The organism is Marinobacterium sp. YM272 (assembly GCF_050908845.1).
GTDB lineage: Bacteria > Pseudomonadota > Gammaproteobacteria > Pseudomonadales > Balneatricaceae > Marinobacterium_D.
In genome coordinates this window covers 4,243,220-4,258,659 of sequence record NZ_CP194171.1, presented here as the reverse complement: position 1 = coordinate 4,258,659, position 15,440 = coordinate 4,243,220, and the positions used below count along the sequence as shown (strand labels likewise).

Genomic DNA, 15,440 nt, shown 5'->3' with positions numbered 1-15,440 from the left:
GACACTCAAAATTTAGAAGGTAATATTTGCGCCCATCCTTACGGAGGGATGGCTGAGTGGTCGAAAGCACCGGTCTTGAAAACCGACGAGTCGCGAGGCTCCCAGGGTTCGAATCCCTGTCCCTCCGCCATTTAAGGATGTGCTTATCGAAAGATAGGTAACGGGTTATTCCTCGATAGCTCAGTTGGTAGAGCAGTAGACTGTTAATCTATTGGTCGCTGGTTCGAGTCCAGCTCGAGGAGCCAACCCCTGATTCTTTACCCTGTAAAGAGTTGGAAAGTGTAGAAAGAGTTTGAGCGGGTCGTTAGCTCAGTTGGTAGAGCAGTTGGCTTTTAACCAATTGGTCATAGGTTCGAATCCTATACGACCCACCACTCTCAACTCACTCCTGCGGGTCGTTAGCTCAGTTGGTAGAGCAGTTGGCTTTTAACCAATTGGTCATAGGTTCGAATCCTATACGACCCACCACTTTCTTCTCCCTTCCCCTGTAATTCGATTTTCCCTGTATTTATTTTCATGTACTGGCTCGATCTTTGATACCGAGGCAGGAAACACCGGCTTTTTCTCTCCGCGACTTCCCTGTGCGTTGATTCTGCCCCCGGCGTTTATTTGTCTGCCCGTTCAGCGGTAATCGATCGCGGTAATCTCAAACCACTCTTCGCTGCCGTCCGGCTTTTTCAGCCAGATCTCATCACCGACCTGTTTTTTCAGCATCTGCCGCGCCAGGGGCGCATCCACGCTGATATAGCCGGGTTTGTCGCCGATCTCATCGGCACCGACGATGCGGTGCTCCCGGGTTTCACCCTGTTCATCCTCAAGCGTTACCCAGGCGCCGAAAAACACCGTGCCGCGGTCATCCGGGGCGCGATCGACCACGCTGATGTTATCCAGGCGCTTGGACAGGTAGCGGATGCGGCGATCGATCTCGCGCAACTGTTTCTTGCCGTAGATATATTCCGCGTTCTCAGAGCGATCGCCCTGGGCGGCCGCTTCCTTGACCGCCTGGGTGACCTCAGGGCGTTTTTCCTTCCACAGGTACTTCAGCTCGCCATTCAGGCGATCGTAGCCTTCCTGGGTGATATAGGGCGCGCTACGGGGCGCGGGCGGACGCCAGCGGGACATTGCAACTTCCTGAATTTATAAAAGAATTAAAGGATAACGCTGTCGGGCCGATAGAGGAAAGACGGCTTGGGAGTAATGATGCAAACGGATTCAATTCAACAGCAACGGATAGAGACCTACACGGCGGATCTGCCGCAGGCGGTGCAGTCCTCCAATGGTGCCCGGTTCGCCATGCTGCTGAGTCTGATCGCCTCCAATCAGGAGGTCTACAGCCCCCAGCGCCAGCCTGTCCGGGGTGATGGCAGTTTCGAACTGGAGCAACCCGGGCTCAGCTACCCGGACCCGAATGAGTTCTATACCCCCGAGGTGGCCGGCCGGCTTAATCGCGCCGTTAATCTGCATGAGCGAGGCGAGTTCGCCTACCTGGTCAGTCATGTCGATACCGGGGCGCACACGCCGGCACAGGCAAGCCGGGCTGTGGACAGTTTTGCCCAGGTTGCACTCGCCGCCAGCGGCCGTATGATGCTCGATACCATTGCGCAGTCGCGCCAGTCTGTTTCGACCAGCGCCTGAGCTGGTGTTACCCCTGTTATTCTGCCCTGAGCGCTATTCATGTCGGACAAAAATCAATCCCGGGCGATGCTGCTTGGCGGCCTCGCTGTTTTTCTCTGGTCCACCGTCGCCACGGCGTTCAAACTCGCGCTAGAGTGGTTAAGCCCCCTGCAACTGCTGGCCTGGGCGAGTCTTTTTTCCACGCTGTTTCTGATGGGCGCGGTCAGCTGGCAGAAACAGTGGGGCGCAGTCGGTCACTTTTTTCGCCAGCAGCCGCTGTTTGCCCTCCTGTTGGGTGTCATCAACCCGGCGGTCTACTACCTGGTGCTGTTTCGCGCCTATGATCTGCTGCCGGCGCAGCAGGCGCAGACGATCAACTACACCTGGGCGCTGACCCTGTCTTTGCTGGCGGTACCCTTTCTGAAACAGCCACTGCGCCGCCGCGATATGATCGCTCTGGCCGGTGGTTACTTCGGCGCCCTGATCATTGCCACCCGGGGAAATCTGCTGGCGCTGGACTTCGACAGTATTGAGGGAGTGGTGCTGGCGATGGTCAGCACCCTGTTCTGGGCCATGTACTGGATCCTGAATACCCGCGCCACAGCGCCGGCCACAGCCTCGCTGCTGGCCTGTTTCCTGGTCGGTACGCCGCTGGTATGGGGGTTGATGGCCTGGCAGGGCGAGCTGGTCGCGCCGACCTGGCAGGGGCTCGCAGGGGCGGCCTACGTGGGGCTGTTCGAGATGGGAGTGACCTTTATGCTCTGGCTCGGCGCCATGCGCTCAGCGGTGCATGTGAGCCGGGTCAGCAACCTGATCTTCCTGTCACCCTTCCTGTCGCTGGTGTTTATCCGCTACTTCCTCAACGAGCCGATCGCTCCGGCCACGTTCATCGGCCTGGCGATGATTATCTGCGCGGTAATCTACCAGCAGCGCGGTGGCTCTGAGGACGCTGCGGTGGAAACGGCCGAGCCTCAGAACCAGCGTTGACGCCTGAAATACCAGACCTGAAGCGCGACCAGCAGGGTCAGTATCAGCATGAAAATCCCGAAGGCGTAGGGATTGTCCGAGCCGGGAATTCCGCCCACATTGATACCGAGCAGGCCGGTCAGAAAGCCCAGCGGCAGGAACACGGCGGCGATCAATGAGAGCAGGTACATGCGCTGGTTAAGCTGATCGGACTGCTGGCTGACCAGGGTATCCTGGGCCATGGCGGCGCGTTCGCGGATCATGTCCAGGTCTTCGATATGGCGCAGCAGGCGGTCGCTGATTTCACGCAGTTCGAGGCGGCTGTCGTTCGATAGCCAGGCGGCCCGGTCATTCAGCAGCTGGCTGAAGGCGTCACGCTGGGGGCCGAAGTAGCGTCTCAGGGTAATGGTCTGGCGTCTCAGGGCGGTCAGTGACTGGCGCAGTTTTGTCGGGTTGGCGTCTTCCAGCAGCTCCAGCTCCAGGGAGGAGAGCTGCTCCTCGATATCCTCGACCACATCGCCCATCCGCTCCACCAGCCGCTCACTGAGCCGCACCAGCAGGTCGGCACTGTCGATCGGCCCCTCCCCGTTGCGGCACTCCTCGACCAGGCCCGAGACCGACATGAGGCGGCGCTTGCGGGTGGAGATGATCCGCTCCGGCGTGACGAAAAGACGTATAGACACCATATCTTCAGGGTCGGCGCCGGGGTTCAGGTTGACTCCGCGCAGGGCGATCAGCAGACCGCCGTCCACGGCCGTGGCGCGGGGGCGGGTGTTCTCTGTCAGCAGGGCATCGCAGACCAGTTCGTTGAGATTCGCCTGATCACGCAGCCACTGTGCCTGCTCGGCGTCGGTGTAGTCCAGGTGCAGCCAGGCCAGGCCCTGATCCGGCTGCCAGGTGTTGATCTGTTCGGGACTCATTTCCCGGGCGCCGCCCTGGCCGTCCAGCAGCAGGGCGTGCAGCGGTTTGAGCGCCAGGAAAGAGGGGCTCAGCTTGTCTGCCACTGAATCTTCTCGGCGTTGCCGTTTTCGATACGCCACCACTCGTCGGGATCGTCACCCTCCGACCAGCCCGAGGCGATGCAGCGTACCTGGGTATCCAGGGCGTTGGCAATTTCATGAGCGCAGTCCAGGTCCTTGGCCCAGGGGGTCTGCTCGGAGCGGAACCAGATGCTGATCCAGGCTTTGCCCACCGCTTTTTCATGAATCATGACCGGTACCGGGCAGCGGTCGATGACGATCTCGAGAGCGTGGGTGCCGCCGACGCTGTTAACGGGCTTAACCTCGTCGCAGCGTTCGCCCAGCCAGTGCAGAATCTCCTCCAACTGCCGGTTCTTGATGTAGACCTCGATATCGGGGTGACGCTGTTCACTCATCTTTGCTGTCCAGGAAACTGAGGATTCGGAGTACGCTCAGGCTGAGGTAGCCTGTCGCAGCGAGTATGATGCCGGCACCGATCAGGATCAAGCCAAGCAGCGCGGCCAGTTCGGCGCTGATGCCGGGCGGCATCAGGTACTGTCCGGCGCCGATCAGGCCAAGCCCCAGGGCAAACAGCGTAAAGCCGCTCAGCAGCAGGGAGAAATTTTCTCTCGGACTGTTGGCGCGTTTGTGCAGCCACTCTCTGATGCGCATCAAGACCTCCAAGCTTCCGTTATAGCCTGCTGCCCGGGCCGGGATCAATGAGCGGCGGTGTTATTGGCGCCGGTACAGGCCGAAGCGGATGTCGGCATGGCAGCCCAGGCTTTCGCGGGTGAGGATTCGATCGCGGGTTTCACTGCGAATGCGGTGGCCGTGAGGTGTCATCTCCAGCAGGTCGGTCAGCGCTTCGCTGCCGCCGACTTCAAAATCGAACTTGAGCGTTTCTGTGCGGACCGGTTCGAACAGCGGTTCCAGATCGGCACCGGGGTCGAATTCGCGGCGACGCACCTCGTCGTAGATCAGCTCGCGCAGCTCGATCAGGTGGTCGGGGCCGGGCCAGACAACCAGCAGCAGTCCGCCGGGACGGATCACCTTTGCCATCGGCTCCGGCATCACCCGGCTGAACATCAGGGTCAGCGCATCCAGGCTGGCCTCCGGCAGGGGCATATCGGCGCCGGTGGCGACCAGCCAATCGATGTTTTTGCTGCGCTGACAGGCGCTGCGTACGGCGTCCCGGGAGATATCCAGGCCGGCGATATTGGCCTCCAGTCCGGCAGCCTCCAGCGCTTCCTCGATCTGCGTGGTGTAGTAGCCCTCGCCGCAGCCCAGGTCGAGCAGGTTGGGGTTGGCGACACCTTCAAGCTGCTCGACCAGAAGCTGGGTCAGGCGCTCGGCAATCAGCCAGTAGTAACCGGCATCAAGAAAGCGGCGGCGTGCCTGGATCATTTCGCCGCTGTCACCCGGGTTCTTTGACTTCTTGCGCTGCGGCAGCAGCAGGTTCCAGTAACCCTGGCGGGCGCGGTCAAAGTTATGACCGGCGTCGCAGCGCAGCTGACGGTCTTCGTTGGCGAGAGTCAGTGGTGCCTGGCATACCGGACAGCTCAGCTTGATCATCGGCTCAGCTCTTCACCAGCAGGCGGGCAAGGATGTTTTCGTAGACGCTGGACAGGATATCCAGATCTTCGATGCGCACACGCTCGTCGATCTTGTGGATGGTGGCGTTGACCGGTCCAAGCTCCACCACCTGGGCACCGGTGGGCGCGATAAAGCGGCCATCGGAGGTACCGCCGGAGGTGGACAGCTCGGTCTCGTTGCCGGTGACGGCGCGAATCGATTCGCGGCTGGCGTCCACCAGTGATCCTGCGGAGGTCAGGAAGGGGTTGCCGGAGAGAATCCAGTCGATATCCCAGTCCAGGCCGTGGCGGGTCAGAATCTCGCAGACGCGCTGCTTGAGCTCATCCGCGGTGGTCTCGGTGGAGAAACGGAAGTTAAACGCCACTTCCACCTCGCCCGGGACCACGTTGGTGGCGCCGGTACCGGCGTGGATGTTGGAGATCTGGAAACTGGTGGGCGGGAAGAAGTCGTTACCCTCGTCCCAGAGCGTCGATGACAGCTCGGCCAGGGCCGGTGCCGCCTCGTGAATCGGGTTGCGGACCAGGTGCGGGTAGGCCACGTGGCCCTGAATACCGCGTACCTTCAGGGTGCCACTGAGTGAGCCGCGACGACCGTTCTTGATCACGTCGCCGACCTTCTCGGTGCTGGACGGCTCGCCGACGATGCACCAGTCGATCTTCTCGTTACGCGCTTCAAGATGGTCGATAACGCGGGTGGTGCCATTGACGAACGGGCCTTCCTCGTCGGAGGTGATCAACAGCGAGATTGAGCCTTCATGCTCGGGATGGTTGGCGATGAAGCGCTCCAGCGCGGTCATAAAGGCAGCGATGCTGCCTTTCATGTCCGCAGCACCACGGCCGTAGAGGTAACCCTCCTCTTCCGTGGGCTCAAAAGGCGGATGGGTCCACTGCTCGGCCGGGCCGGAGGGGACCACATCGGTGTGGCCTGCAAAGCAGAACAGGGGCCCTTCGGTGCCGCGTCGCGCCCAGAAGTTGGTCACCTCTTCGAACGGCAGGCGCTCGATCTTGAATCCGAGCTTTTGCAGACGGCCGATCAGCAGTTCCTGACAGCCGGCGTCTTCGGGGGTGACCGAAGGACGGCTGATCAGGTCGCAGGTGAGTTCCAGTGTTTCTGAGCGGGGGGACATAACGGGCTCCAAAAAAGCAGCCCGAAAGTGCTACAAACGCAGCAGCTTTCGGGCCGTTTCTGATTAGTTGTGCTTGTGCAGCTCTTCATTCAGTTCGATCGCGCTCTTGTTGGTTTTCACCTCGATGCGACCGTTCTGGGAGTTGCGGCGGAACAGCAGGTCCGGCTTGCCGGCCAGGTCAGCGGCCTTGACCACTTCCACATCGTTGTTCTGGTCGTCCAGAACGGTGACCTTGGAACCACCGGTCACGTACAGGCCCGCTTCCACGGTGCTGCGGTCGCCCAGCGGGATACCGAGACCGGAGTTGGCGCCCAGCAGGCAGTTTTCGCCTACTGAAATGACCACGTTGTTGCCGCCGGACAGGGTGCCCATGGTGGAAGCGCCGCCACCCACGTCGGAACCGTTGCCCACGACGACGCCTGCAGAGATACGGCCTTCAACCATGCTCACGCCCAGAGTGCCGGCGTTGAAGTTGATGAAGCCTTCGTGCATGACAGTGGTGCCTTCGCCCACGTGCGCGCCCAGACGGATGCGCGAGGTGTCACCGATACGGATGCCGGCCGGTACCGCGTAGTTGGCCATTTTCGGGAACTTGTCCACAGACTGAACGTCGAGCACCTTGCCCTGGGCACGCGCAGCCAGCTGACGACGCGGCAGGTCTTCCAGGGATACGGCGCCTTCGTTGGTCCAGGCCACGTTCGGCAGCAGGCCGAACATGCCGGTCAGGTTCAGGCCGTGCGGCTTGACCAGGCGGTTGGAGAGCAGGGCCAGCTTCAGGTAAACCTCGGCGGTGCTGCTCGGGCCTTCGTCGCTGGCCAGGATGCACAGAACCAGCGGCTGCTTGGAACCTTCCAGGACCTCGGTGACCAGTGCCTGATCTTCAGCGCCGACAGACAGGAAAGCGCCTTCCAGTTTTTTCAGATCAGCAGCGTTCAGTTCGATCGCCGCGTTGCCGCCTTCGTAGGCAACAACACCGGATACGGCGTCGATGAGCTCGGCGCTGGCGTTCAGCAGCGGCGCGTTGTAGTAAACCTCAAGCCACTCGCCGGCGCTGGATTTGGTGCCGACCCCCAGGCCGAATGCGAAGTTTGCCATCTTGAATATCCTCGTAATGCGTTGAAATCGTTTTATGTATAAGTCGTGTCAGACGCCAAACAGTGCGGCGTATTCTTCGGCCTTGAAACCGACACGGATGGTGTCGCCATGTTCCAGGACCGGGCGTTTGATCAGCGTCGGGTGCGTCACCAGCAGGGCGCGCAGCCCGGCTTCGTCCACATCCCGTTCCGTTTCCGGCAGCTGGCGCCAGGTGGTGCCGCGCTTGTTCAGTACGGTGTCGATACCGAGGGCATCGCACCAGCGGTTGACGCTGTCAGCGTCCAGTCCATCCTTGCGGAAATCGTGAAAGCTGAACTCGATGCCGTTGGCGTCCAGCCATTTGCGGGTTTTGCGAACGGTATCGCAGTTGCTGATTCCGTAAACGGTGGTCATCTCAATAATCCTTACAGCGATTCGACGTAGCGGCGGATCCGCTCCGAGGCTTCGATCACCTCGGAGACGGTGGCCACCAGTGCCATGCGCACGAAGCCGGCGCCGGGCAGGCGGCCATCTTCCATCGGCCGTGACAGGTAACTGCCCGGCAGTACGGTCAGGTTCTGCTGTTCGTACAGGCCGCGGGTGAAGACGTCATCGGCGATCGGCGTCGGCGTCCAGAGGTAGAAGCTGGCATCCGGCTTCTTCACTTCCAGTACCGGCGACAGCACCTTGATGGCAGCGTCGAATTTGTGGCGGTACTGGCTGCGGTTTTCCAGCACGTGGTCTTCATCGTTCCAGGCGGCGATAGAGGCCAGCTGGTGCTGAATCGGCATGGAGCTGCCGTGGTAAGTGCGGAACAGCAGGAACGGCTCCATCAGCCCCGCATCGCCGGCGATAAAGCCGGAGCGCAGACCCGGCAGGTTGGAGCGCTTCGACAGGCTGTGGAACACCACGCAGTTGCGGTAGTCGTGACGACCCAGTTCGGCGCAGGCCTGCAACAGACCGGCCGGCGGGTTGGCCTCGTCAAAATAGATCTCGGAGTAGCACTCGTCTGAGGCGATGACGAAATCGTACTCGTCGGACAGTTCGATCAGCTTCTTGAACTGCTCGATGCTGTGGGCAGAGCCGGTCGGGTTGCTCGGTGAGCAGACGAACAGCAGCTGGCAGCGCTTCCAGACATCCGCCGGGATCGCCTCGTAATCCGGTACAAAACCGGTTTCCGGCAGGGTCGGCAGGTAGTAGGGCTCGGCGCCTGACAGGTAGGCCGCGCCTTCGTAGATCTGGTAGAAGGGATCAGGTGTCAGCACCAGTGCATCCGGCTCGCGGCTCACCAGCGCCTGGGTGAAGGCGAAGATCGCTTCGCGGGTGCCGTTGACCGGCAGTACGTGGCGGTCCGCATCCATCGAGCCTGCCTGCAGCTTGAAGCGGCGCTCACACCAGCCGGCGATCGCCTGGCGCAGTTCCGGCATCCCCTTGGTGCTGGGGTAGTTGGAGACGCGATCCAGGTTCTTTTTCAGCACGTCGAGCACGAACGGCGGCGCCGGATGCTTGGGTTCACCGATCCCCAGGGAGATATGTTCCAGATCGGCGGGCGGTGTCACGCCGCGCTTGAGCTCTGCCAGTTTTTCAAACGGGTAGGGCTGTAGGCGATCCATATCGGGGTTCATGCGGCTCATGGGGCTGTCCTTCAGGCTGAACTATAACCACGCCAAGTATGCGGTTTTGGCGGCATTTAGGGCCGCAAAGTATACCGGATGGCGAGTAATCGGCCAATCGCTCTGTCCCTGTGAAAGGTTCCATTTGGCGCTGTTTGGATTAACGTGAAGGCAATAGCGGTTGGCCGCTCAGCGCTGCATTATGCTGGTATAGGCTGGTGCCGGGTTGTTGAGTTTTAAACTGGCGGGGCGGGTAAGCCCAATCCCCGCGGTTGCGCCGCCACAATGGCGCGGGTCAGCTGTGCAGAGTGTTGCGAGCAGGGGGCCGTGGTCAGTGAGGAGAATAGAGTGAATAAACCTGAGTTACCGACGATCCTGGGTCACCGGGGTATCGCCTCACTGGCGCCCGAAAATACGCTCGGTGCGGTCCGGGAGGCGGCGCGCCAGGGCGTGAGATGGGTCGAGATGGATGTCAGTCTGCTGGCGGACGACACGCCGGTTATCTATCACGATGACAGCCTGGACCGTCTGTCGGACAGGCGCGGTGTGTTAGCCGAGCTGCGCCTTGATGAACTGGCCGACGTGAATGTGGCCGCACACTTTGATGGCTGGGGCAGAGAGCCGCTGCCGACACTGAAACAGATGCTGCGACTGCTTCAGGAACAGGGCTTGGGATTCAACTTGGAGATCAAGGACCAGGGGCTGGATCCGGGCCGGGTAGTTAAAGCGATAGCGCGTGATCTGGCAGGGTTCGATCCCGCACAGATGGTGATATCCAGCTTTAACTATGCACTGCTGGAAGAGTGCCGCAGACAGCTGCCTGTGTTTGCCCGCGGCCTGTTATGTGAGCAGCTGGATGCAAACTGGCGGGATGCGCTCGAGACACTGGATGCGTTCAGCCTGCACTGCTTCTGGCAGGGGCTGGATGAGTCAGCGATAACGCAGGCAAAAGCGGCGGGGTATAAGGTGCTGGCGTGGACAGTCAACGATGTGGAAAAAGGGCGCAAGCTGCTGCAGCTGGGCGTGGATGCGTTGATTACCGATCTGCCTCAAGGTTATAGCTCAGTTGCATGAGAATAGGGCAGTGTAAGAGTCCCGGTGATTAATCTTTCCAACAACCGAAGGTGAGCCTGTTGGCGACAAATTTTGATTCGCAGCGTCTGTCGCGGATAAGCGTGCTGCTCAGCGATGTGGACGATACGCTGACCAGCAGCGGCCGCCTCCTGCCCGATACCCTGGCGATGATCTATCGGCTGGAGGAGGCGGGTATCAAGGTGATTCCGATCACCGGCGCCTGTGCCGGCTGGTGTGACCATATGGCCCGGGCCTGGCCGGTTAGCGCTGTGATTGGTGAGAACGGCGCGTTTTATATGCGCCGTACCGACAACGGGTTTGAACGCAGTGACTGGACGCCGCAGGCGCAGATGCGTGCCGATCAGGCGGAGGTGAAAACTGTCGTTGAATCGCTGATTCTGCCTGAATTTCCGGGACTGGCTCTGGCGGCGGATCAGCCCTACCGGCTGGCCGATGTGGCGATCGATATCGGTCAGGATGGCCGGCTCGATCAGCAACAGGTGGCCGACATTATCGAACGCCTGCACCGGCGCGGTATCAATGCCCGGGCCAGCTCGATCCATATCAACGCCTGGCGCGGCAGTTTCAGCAAATACGCCATGGCGGTCCGACTGCTCGAAGACCTCTATGGACTCAGTGGTACACCGCTGCAGGAACAGGTGGCGTTTGTGGGCGATTCCGCCAATGACGAAACCCTGTTCGAGGGGCTCAGCTGTACCTTTGGCGTGGCCAATATCGCCAGGGCCCTGGCGTATATGCAGCACCGGCCGTTGGAGGTGCTCAGCCGGCCGATGGGGGCGGGGTTTGTGGAGCTGGGCGAGCGGCTGCTGGCCGCCCGCGCCCACTGAAAAGTTAATGTTACTCTGAAGGCCCGGTCAACTGAGCCGGGTCCAGCATCTGTTCCAGCTCCTCCCGGCTCAGGTCGGTTTCCTGCTCCACCACATCGATGATCGGCCGCCCTTCGGCGTAGGCCTGTTTGGCCAGGGCCGCGGCCTTTTCGTAACCGATGACCCGGTTCAGCGCCGTGACCAGTATCGGGTTGCGCGACAGAGCCGCGTTGATCACATCCTCGCGCACCTTGAAGCTGCTGATCGCCTTGTCCGCCAGGCTGACGGCCGCATTGGCCAGCAGGACGAGGCTGTCCAGCAGGTTGTAGGCGATCACCGGCAGCATCACGTTAAGCTGGAAGTTGCTGCGCTGGGCGCTTAGCGCCACGGTGGTGTCGTTACCGCACACCTGCATGCAGGTCATCAGCACCGCTTCCGGAATCACCGGGTTGACCTTGCCGGGCATGATCGAGGAGCCGGGCTGCAGCGCCTGCAGCTCGATTTCGCCGATGCCGGCCAGCGGGCCGGAGTTCATCCAGCGCAGGTCATCGGCGATCTTGATCAGCGAAGTGGCGCAGGTGCGCAGGCCCGCGGAAAGTTCCAGCGCCGTATCCTGGCTCGACAGGGCAGTGAAGCGGTTGCGGGCCGGTGACAGGGTCATACCGGTAATGGCGCTGAGATTGCGGCAGAACCGGGCGGGAAACTCCGCCGGGGAGTTGATGCCGGTGCCCACGGCGGTGCCGCCCTGGGCCAGCTCGGCGAGACGCGGTGAGGTCTGCTCCAGCCGCTCCAGCGAGGTATCGATCTGCTGCTGCCAGCCGCTGAGCTCCTGTCCCATCGTCACCGGCATGGCGTCCATCAGGTGGGTGCGGCCGGTTTTGACCCGCTTGTTCAGGTCATCGCTTTTGTGATCGATCGTATCGCTGAGGTGGCGCAGCGCCGGCAGCAGCGTCAGGTGCAGCTCACTCAGCGCGCTCAGATGCAGCGCCGTGGGGATCACATCGTTGGAGCTCTGGCTCATGTTGATGTGATCGTTGGGGTGCAGCTTGAGGTTCGCGTCCTTCTCAATCAGGTGCGATAGGACCTCGTTCATGTTCATGTTGCTGCTGGTACCGGAACCGGTCTGAAACACATCCACCGGGAACTGGTCGTGAAACTCGCCGTCGATGATCCGCTGGCAGGCGGCGCTGATCGCGGCGCTGTGCTCGGCTTCAAGCAGGCCCAGCTCGGCATTGGTCTGCGCACAGGCAGATTTGATCTGGGCGAGGGCTTTGATGAACGCAGGAGGCATGCGTCGGTCGCTGATGTGGAAGTTATCCACCGCCCTCTGGGTCTGGGCGCCGTAAAGTGCGTCCTCAGGTACCTCGACCGTACCCAGGCTGTCGTGTTCTTTGCGTGTCATACATCCTCCCGTGTGGTTGCTACTCGGGTGCCGTGACCGCCTCGTGCTCCTCGCGGGGGCGCAATCCCAGGCGCTCACGGGCTCCTTCCAGTATGGTTAACATTGAGGGAACCACAACCAGAATCAACAGGGTGCCGTAGGCCAGACCGAACACGATGGAGGTGGCCATCGGGATCAGGAACTGCGCCTGCAGCGAGGTTTCGAACAGGATCGGTGTCAGGCCGCCGATGGTGGTCAGCGAGGTCAGCAGCACCGCGCGCAGACGCTGACAGGCCGCTTCCACCACGGCGTCATGGACGTCCAGCCCCTGAGCCCGCAGCTGCTTGTAGAAGGTCACCAGCACGATCGAGTCGTTGATGACGATACCGGACAGGCCAAACACCCCGAACAGCGATAGCACCGTCAGTGTCTGCCCGGTGATGAAGTGGCCTAGCAGGGCGCCGGTGATCCCCAGCGGAATCGCCAGCATCACTGTCAAAGGCCAGCTGTAGGAGGCGAATACCCAGGCGAGGATGATGTAGATCAGCGCCAGGGCGATGACCAGGCCGAGCTGCATGTCGGCCAGGGTTTCACGCTGATCGCGGTTTTTGCCCTCGAAGCTGGCGGACACTCCGTATTCTGCGCTCAGCCCGGGAATCACCTCCTGGCGCAGGGATTCAATCACCTCGTTGGCGTTGGTCTGGTTTTCGTTCAGGTCGGCGGAGACATTGATCGCCAGTTGGCCGTCGATACGCTGCAGACTGTCGAAGCCGCGGCGCGCCGTAAAATCGACCACGTTGGTCAGCGGTGTCACGCTGCCGTCCGGCAGCACGATGGGCAACTGCTCCAGGGTACCCAGGCGTTTGCGCACCCGGTCCGGCAGCATGACCCGCACCTCGATCTGATCCTGTCCCTCGTAAAAGGTCTGCACCTCCGCGCCGTCGAAGGCGGAGCGCAGCTGGCGTCCCACCTGCTGCAGGCTCAGCCCCGCTGCCTCGCCGGCCGGCGTCAGGCTGTAGATCAGCTGCGAGGTGCCAAAGGGCAGGTCGTCATCCACGTTATAGAGACCGCTGTACCCCTTCAGGTCCCGTTGCAGCTGCAACGAGGCGGACTTGAGGGCGTTCAGGTCGGGCCCGGTGAGTTTTACCTCGATCGGTTTGCCGGGCGGCCCGCCCTGACTGACATCGATGGAAAAACGCTCGATACCGGCCGGTAAGCGGATACGCTCGCGCCACTCGCGGATGAAGCCGGAGGTGGTCATGCCGCGATCATCCGACGGGTAGAGCTCCACCGACAGTACACCGAACTCATCGCCGCTGGAGTTGCCGGCGCCGGCGCGGCTGAAACTGGCGGTGCGCAGTCGCGCCAGGCTCATCTTGACCTGGTCGCCGCCGAGGGCCTGGTCGGTCTCGTCGAGGCTGGTGCGCAGGTGTTCGATAAAGTTTCGCACCTGGCTGATATCGCTGCCGGCGGCGAACTGGACGTTGGCGTTAAGCGTGTCCTGCTCCACCGACGGGAAAAAGGTGAATTTGAGCCGTCCGCCCGCCACCAGACCGATACTGATGATCAGCAGGCCGATCGCCAGGGCGATGGCGGTCCAGCGGAAGCGGATCGCCCGCTCCACAAAAGGCCTGAACATCTGGTCGCGGAAATGGTTAAAGCCAGCGTCCAGCCGCTCGCGCAGCCGGCTTGGGTGGACCGCATCGGTGCGGTGCAGGGAATGGTAGAGGTGGCCGGGCAGGACCAGAAAACACTCCACCAGCGAGGCGAGGATCACGCAGATCACCACCGTGGGGATGTCTCCCATGATATTGCCGATGATGCCGCCGACGAGCAGCAGCGGCAGAAACGCGGCGATGGTGGTCATCGACGAGGCGATAACCGGTGCCTTCATGCGCAGGGCACCACCGATGGCGGCCCGGCGCGACGCCTCGCCCATCTGCGCGTGGGTCAGGGTGTCCTCGCCGACGACGATGGCGTCATCGACGATAATCCCCAGCGCCATGATCAGGCCAAACAGGGAGATCATATTGATGGTGCCGCCGATGGCATAAAGAATCGCCAGTGTGGCCATGAACGAGACCGGGATGCCCACGGTGACCCAGAGCGCCACGCGGCCGTTCAAAAACAGGAACAGGATGGCGACCACCAGCACCAGCCCGCTGAGGCCGTTTTTCAACAGCAGGTCGATACGGTCCTGGATCAGCTGCCAGCGCTCCTGGTAAGGGATCAGTTCGACCCCCTGGGACAGTGTCGGGCGGGTCGCTTCGAGCCACTGGTTGAAAATCCGTGCGCCCACCAGGCTGTCGTCATTTTCGGTGCGCTTGAGCTCCAGTAGTATGGCGGGCTGTCCCTGATAGCTGAGCAGCACCTGGTCATCCGCCGCACGGCGCTCGATCAGGGCGATATCGCCCAGGCGCAGCAGCTGGCCTTCGTCGGCAGCGAGCAACGGCAGCTGCTCGAAACCGCGCACGTCGCGCTGCTGGCCGAGGCTGCGCAGCTGGCGCGAGCCGTCGTTCTGGGCTGCGGTGCCGGCCGGCAGGTCGATACTGCGCTGCTGGATGTTGGCGACCACCTCGTCGAAGGTCATACCGAGCCGTGACAGCTCCTCCGGCGACAGCTGGATCGCCAGCTCCTGGTCCGGCAGGCCGACGAAATCGATCTTGCGGATACCGCTGGCGAGCAGCTCCTGCTCGTACTGGCGCGCCAGTGTGCGCAACTCCTCAAGGCTGGCGCGGTCGCTGGTGATAATCAGGTCGGCAATACTGTCGTAGCGGGTAACGCGCTGCACCAGCGGCTCGTCCACATCATCCGGCAGGTCGCCGCGCACCGCATCCACCTTCTGCTTGGCCTCGGACAGGGCGTAGTCCACATCGGTATCTTCGGTGAGTTCGATGCGCACGGATGCCACGCCATCGCGGGCGGTGGAGATGATCTGGTCGATGCCATCGAGGGAGCGCAGCTCCTCCTCCAGCGGCAGCAGGATCGAACGTTCCACGTCCTCGGCGGTGGAGCCGCGCCAGCTGACCTGCACGGTCAGCACATCGAGTTCGAAGGTGGGGAAAAACTGCACGTTCAGTTTCTTGATACTGAACAGGCCGGCGATGATCATCAGCGCCATCAACAGGTTGGCGGCGACCCTGTGCGTGGTGAACAGGGTGATCAGGCCGGATAAAAATCCATGGCCGCTGGCTGGTTGCTGCTGCATGCTCG

15 protein-coding genes and 4 tRNA genes are annotated in these 15,440 nt (G+C 61.6%); 8 read left to right on the top strand and 11 right to left on the bottom strand.

Annotation, left to right across the window (positions count from 1 at the left end; all coding sequences use genetic code 11):
• Positions 1 to 42: 42 nt before the first annotated feature.
• The 4 genes from ACQUQP_RS19155 (at position 43) to ACQUQP_RS19140 (ending at position 468) form a co-directional block, all read left to right on the top strand.
• A tRNA-Ser gene (locus ACQUQP_RS19155) sits at positions 43 to 130 on the top strand.
• A gap of 39 nt (positions 131 to 169) precedes the next feature.
• Positions 170 to 245 (top strand) — tRNA-Asn (locus ACQUQP_RS19150).
• A 53-nt stretch (positions 246 to 298) separates the two neighbouring features.
• Positions 299 to 374 (top strand) — tRNA-Lys (locus ACQUQP_RS19145).
• Positions 375 to 392: 18 nt separating this feature from the next.
• Positions 393 to 468, top strand: a tRNA-Lys gene (locus ACQUQP_RS19140).
• A gap of 153 nt (positions 469 to 621) precedes the next feature.
• Here ACQUQP_RS19140 and greB read toward each other — a convergent pair.
• Positions 622 to 1,122 carry a transcription elongation factor GreB gene (gene greB, locus ACQUQP_RS19135; protein ID WP_432696627.1) on the bottom strand — a complete coding sequence of 167 codons (501 nt, stop codon included), beginning with the start codon at positions 1,120 to 1,122 and terminating at the stop codon, positions 622 to 624.
• Between the two features lie 78 nt (positions 1,123 to 1,200).
• On the opposite strand from greB, the gene ACQUQP_RS19130 reads away from it, so the two are divergent.
• The gene (locus tag ACQUQP_RS19130; RefSeq protein WP_432696626.1) at positions 1,201 to 1,635 is read left to right on the top strand and encodes a hypothetical protein; all 435 of its coding nucleotides are present in this window, start codon (positions 1,201 to 1,203) and stop codon (positions 1,633 to 1,635) included.
• 39 nt (positions 1,636 to 1,674) lie between these two features.
• Positions 1,675 to 2,601, top strand: coding sequence for a DMT family transporter (locus ACQUQP_RS19125; protein ID WP_432696625.1), 927 nt, complete (start codon positions 1,675 to 1,677; stop codon positions 2,599 to 2,601).
• Here ACQUQP_RS19125 and zntB read toward each other — a convergent pair.
• The 8 genes from zntB to dapC form a co-directional block, all read right to left on the bottom strand.
• Complete coding sequence (zntB, locus tag ACQUQP_RS19120) at positions 2,586 to 3,584, bottom strand: zinc transporter ZntB (protein ID WP_432696624.1); 999 nt, start codon at positions 3,582 to 3,584, stop codon at positions 2,586 to 2,588. The genes ACQUQP_RS19125 and zntB overlap by 16 nt on opposite strands.
• Positions 3,569 to 3,955 carry a hypothetical protein gene (locus tag ACQUQP_RS19115; protein ID WP_432696623.1) on the bottom strand — a complete coding sequence of 129 codons (387 nt, stop codon included), beginning with the start codon at positions 3,953 to 3,955 and terminating at the stop codon, positions 3,569 to 3,571. The genes zntB and ACQUQP_RS19115 overlap by 16 nt, the downstream gene beginning before the upstream one ends.
• Positions 3,948 to 4,211, bottom strand: coding sequence for a hypothetical protein (locus ACQUQP_RS19110; protein ID WP_432696622.1), 264 nt, complete (start codon positions 4,209 to 4,211; stop codon positions 3,948 to 3,950). Before ACQUQP_RS19110 ends, ACQUQP_RS19115 begins: the two co-directional genes overlap by 8 nt.
• 60 nt (positions 4,212 to 4,271) lie before the next feature.
• Positions 4,272 to 5,111 (bottom strand): putative RNA methyltransferase, encoded by an 840-nt coding sequence (locus tag ACQUQP_RS19105; protein ID WP_432696621.1) that lies wholly within the window; start codon positions 5,109 to 5,111, stop codon positions 4,272 to 4,274.
• Positions 5,112 to 5,115: 4 nt separating this feature from the next.
• Complete coding sequence (gene dapE, locus ACQUQP_RS19100; RefSeq protein ID WP_432696620.1) at positions 5,116 to 6,258, bottom strand: succinyl-diaminopimelate desuccinylase; 1,143 nt, start codon at positions 6,256 to 6,258, stop codon at positions 5,116 to 5,118.
• Between the two features lie 63 nt (positions 6,259 to 6,321).
• Entirely contained in the window at positions 6,322 to 7,353 is a 1,032-nt protein-coding gene (gene dapD / locus ACQUQP_RS19095; RefSeq protein ID WP_432696619.1) for a 2,3,4,5-tetrahydropyridine-2,6-dicarboxylate N-succinyltransferase, read from the bottom strand.
• Between the two features lie 48 nt (positions 7,354 to 7,401).
• Positions 7,402 to 7,746 (bottom strand): ArsC family reductase, encoded by a 345-nt coding sequence (locus ACQUQP_RS19090; protein WP_432696618.1) that lies wholly within the window; start codon positions 7,744 to 7,746, stop codon positions 7,402 to 7,404.
• Positions 7,747 to 7,757: 11 nt separating this feature from the next.
• The gene (dapC, locus tag ACQUQP_RS19085) at positions 7,758 to 8,957 is read right to left on the bottom strand and encodes a succinyldiaminopimelate transaminase (RefSeq protein WP_432698724.1); all 1,200 of its coding nucleotides are present in this window, start codon (positions 8,955 to 8,957) and stop codon (positions 7,758 to 7,760) included.
• A gap of 336 nt (positions 8,958 to 9,293) precedes the next feature.
• Here dapC and ACQUQP_RS19080 point away from each other — a divergent pair, with 336 nt between their 5' ends.
• The gene (locus ACQUQP_RS19080) at positions 9,294 to 10,019 is read left to right on the top strand and encodes a glycerophosphodiester phosphodiesterase family protein (protein WP_432696617.1); all 726 of its coding nucleotides are present in this window, start codon (positions 9,294 to 9,296) and stop codon (positions 10,017 to 10,019) included.
• 59 nt (positions 10,020 to 10,078) lie between these two features.
• Positions 10,079 to 10,867, top strand: a complete 789-nt coding sequence (locus ACQUQP_RS19075; protein WP_432696616.1) for an HAD-IIB family hydrolase — start codon at positions 10,079 to 10,081, stop codon at positions 10,865 to 10,867.
• Positions 10,868 to 10,877: 10 nt separating this feature from the next.
• Here ACQUQP_RS19075 and ACQUQP_RS19070 read toward each other — a convergent pair whose 3' ends face one another.
• Both ACQUQP_RS19070 and ACQUQP_RS19065 read right to left on the bottom strand, forming a co-directional pair.
• On the bottom strand, positions 10,878 to 12,248 hold the full coding sequence (locus ACQUQP_RS19070) for a class II fumarate hydratase (RefSeq protein ID WP_432696615.1): 1,371 nt from the start codon (positions 12,246 to 12,248) through the stop codon (positions 10,878 to 10,880).
• A gap of 19 nt (positions 12,249 to 12,267) precedes the next feature.
• Positions 12,268 to 15,435 carry an efflux RND transporter permease subunit gene (locus ACQUQP_RS19065; protein WP_432696614.1) on the bottom strand — a complete coding sequence of 1,056 codons (3,168 nt, stop codon included), beginning with the start codon at positions 15,433 to 15,435 and terminating at the stop codon, positions 12,268 to 12,270.
• Positions 15,436 to 15,440: the final 5 nt, after the last annotated feature.

Coding starts and splice junctions, on each gene's coding strand:
- greB (WP_432696627.1), bottom strand. CDS start 1,122: ATGTCCCGCTGGCGTCCGCCCGCGCCCCGTAGCGCGCCCTATATCACC.
- ACQUQP_RS19130 (WP_432696626.1), top strand. CDS start 1,201: ATGCAAACGGATTCAATTCAACAGCAACGGATAGAGACCTACACGGCG.
- ACQUQP_RS19125 (WP_432696625.1), top strand. CDS start 1,675: ATGTCGGACAAAAATCAATCCCGGGCGATGCTGCTTGGCGGCCTCGCT.
- ACQUQP_RS19115 (WP_432696623.1), bottom strand. CDS start 3,955: ATGAGTGAACAGCGTCACCCCGATATCGAGGTCTACATCAAGAACCGG.
- ACQUQP_RS19110 (WP_432696622.1), bottom strand. CDS start 4,211: ATGCGCATCAGAGAGTGGCTGCACAAACGCGCCAACAGTCCGAGAGAA.
- ACQUQP_RS19105 (WP_432696621.1), bottom strand. CDS start 5,111: ATGATCAAGCTGAGCTGTCCGGTATGCCAGGCACCACTGACTCTCGCC.
- dapE (WP_432696620.1), bottom strand. CDS start 6,258: ATGTCCCCCCGCTCAGAAACACTGGAACTCACCTGCGACCTGATCAGC.
- dapD (WP_432696619.1), bottom strand. CDS start 7,353: ATGGCAAACTTCGCATTCGGCCTGGGGGTCGGCACCAAATCCAGCGCC.
- ACQUQP_RS19090 (WP_432696618.1), bottom strand. CDS start 7,746: ATGACCACCGTTTACGGAATCAGCAACTGCGATACCGTTCGCAAAACC.
- dapC (WP_432698724.1), bottom strand. CDS start 8,957: ATGAACCCCGATATGGATCGCCTACAGCCCTACCCGTTTGAAAAACTG.
- ACQUQP_RS19070 (WP_432696615.1), bottom strand. CDS start 12,248: ATGACACGCAAAGAACACGACAGCCTGGGTACGGTCGAGGTACCTGAG.
- ACQUQP_RS19065 (WP_432696614.1), bottom strand. CDS start 15,435: ATGCAGCAGCAACCAGCCAGCGGCCATGGATTTTTATCCGGCCTGATC.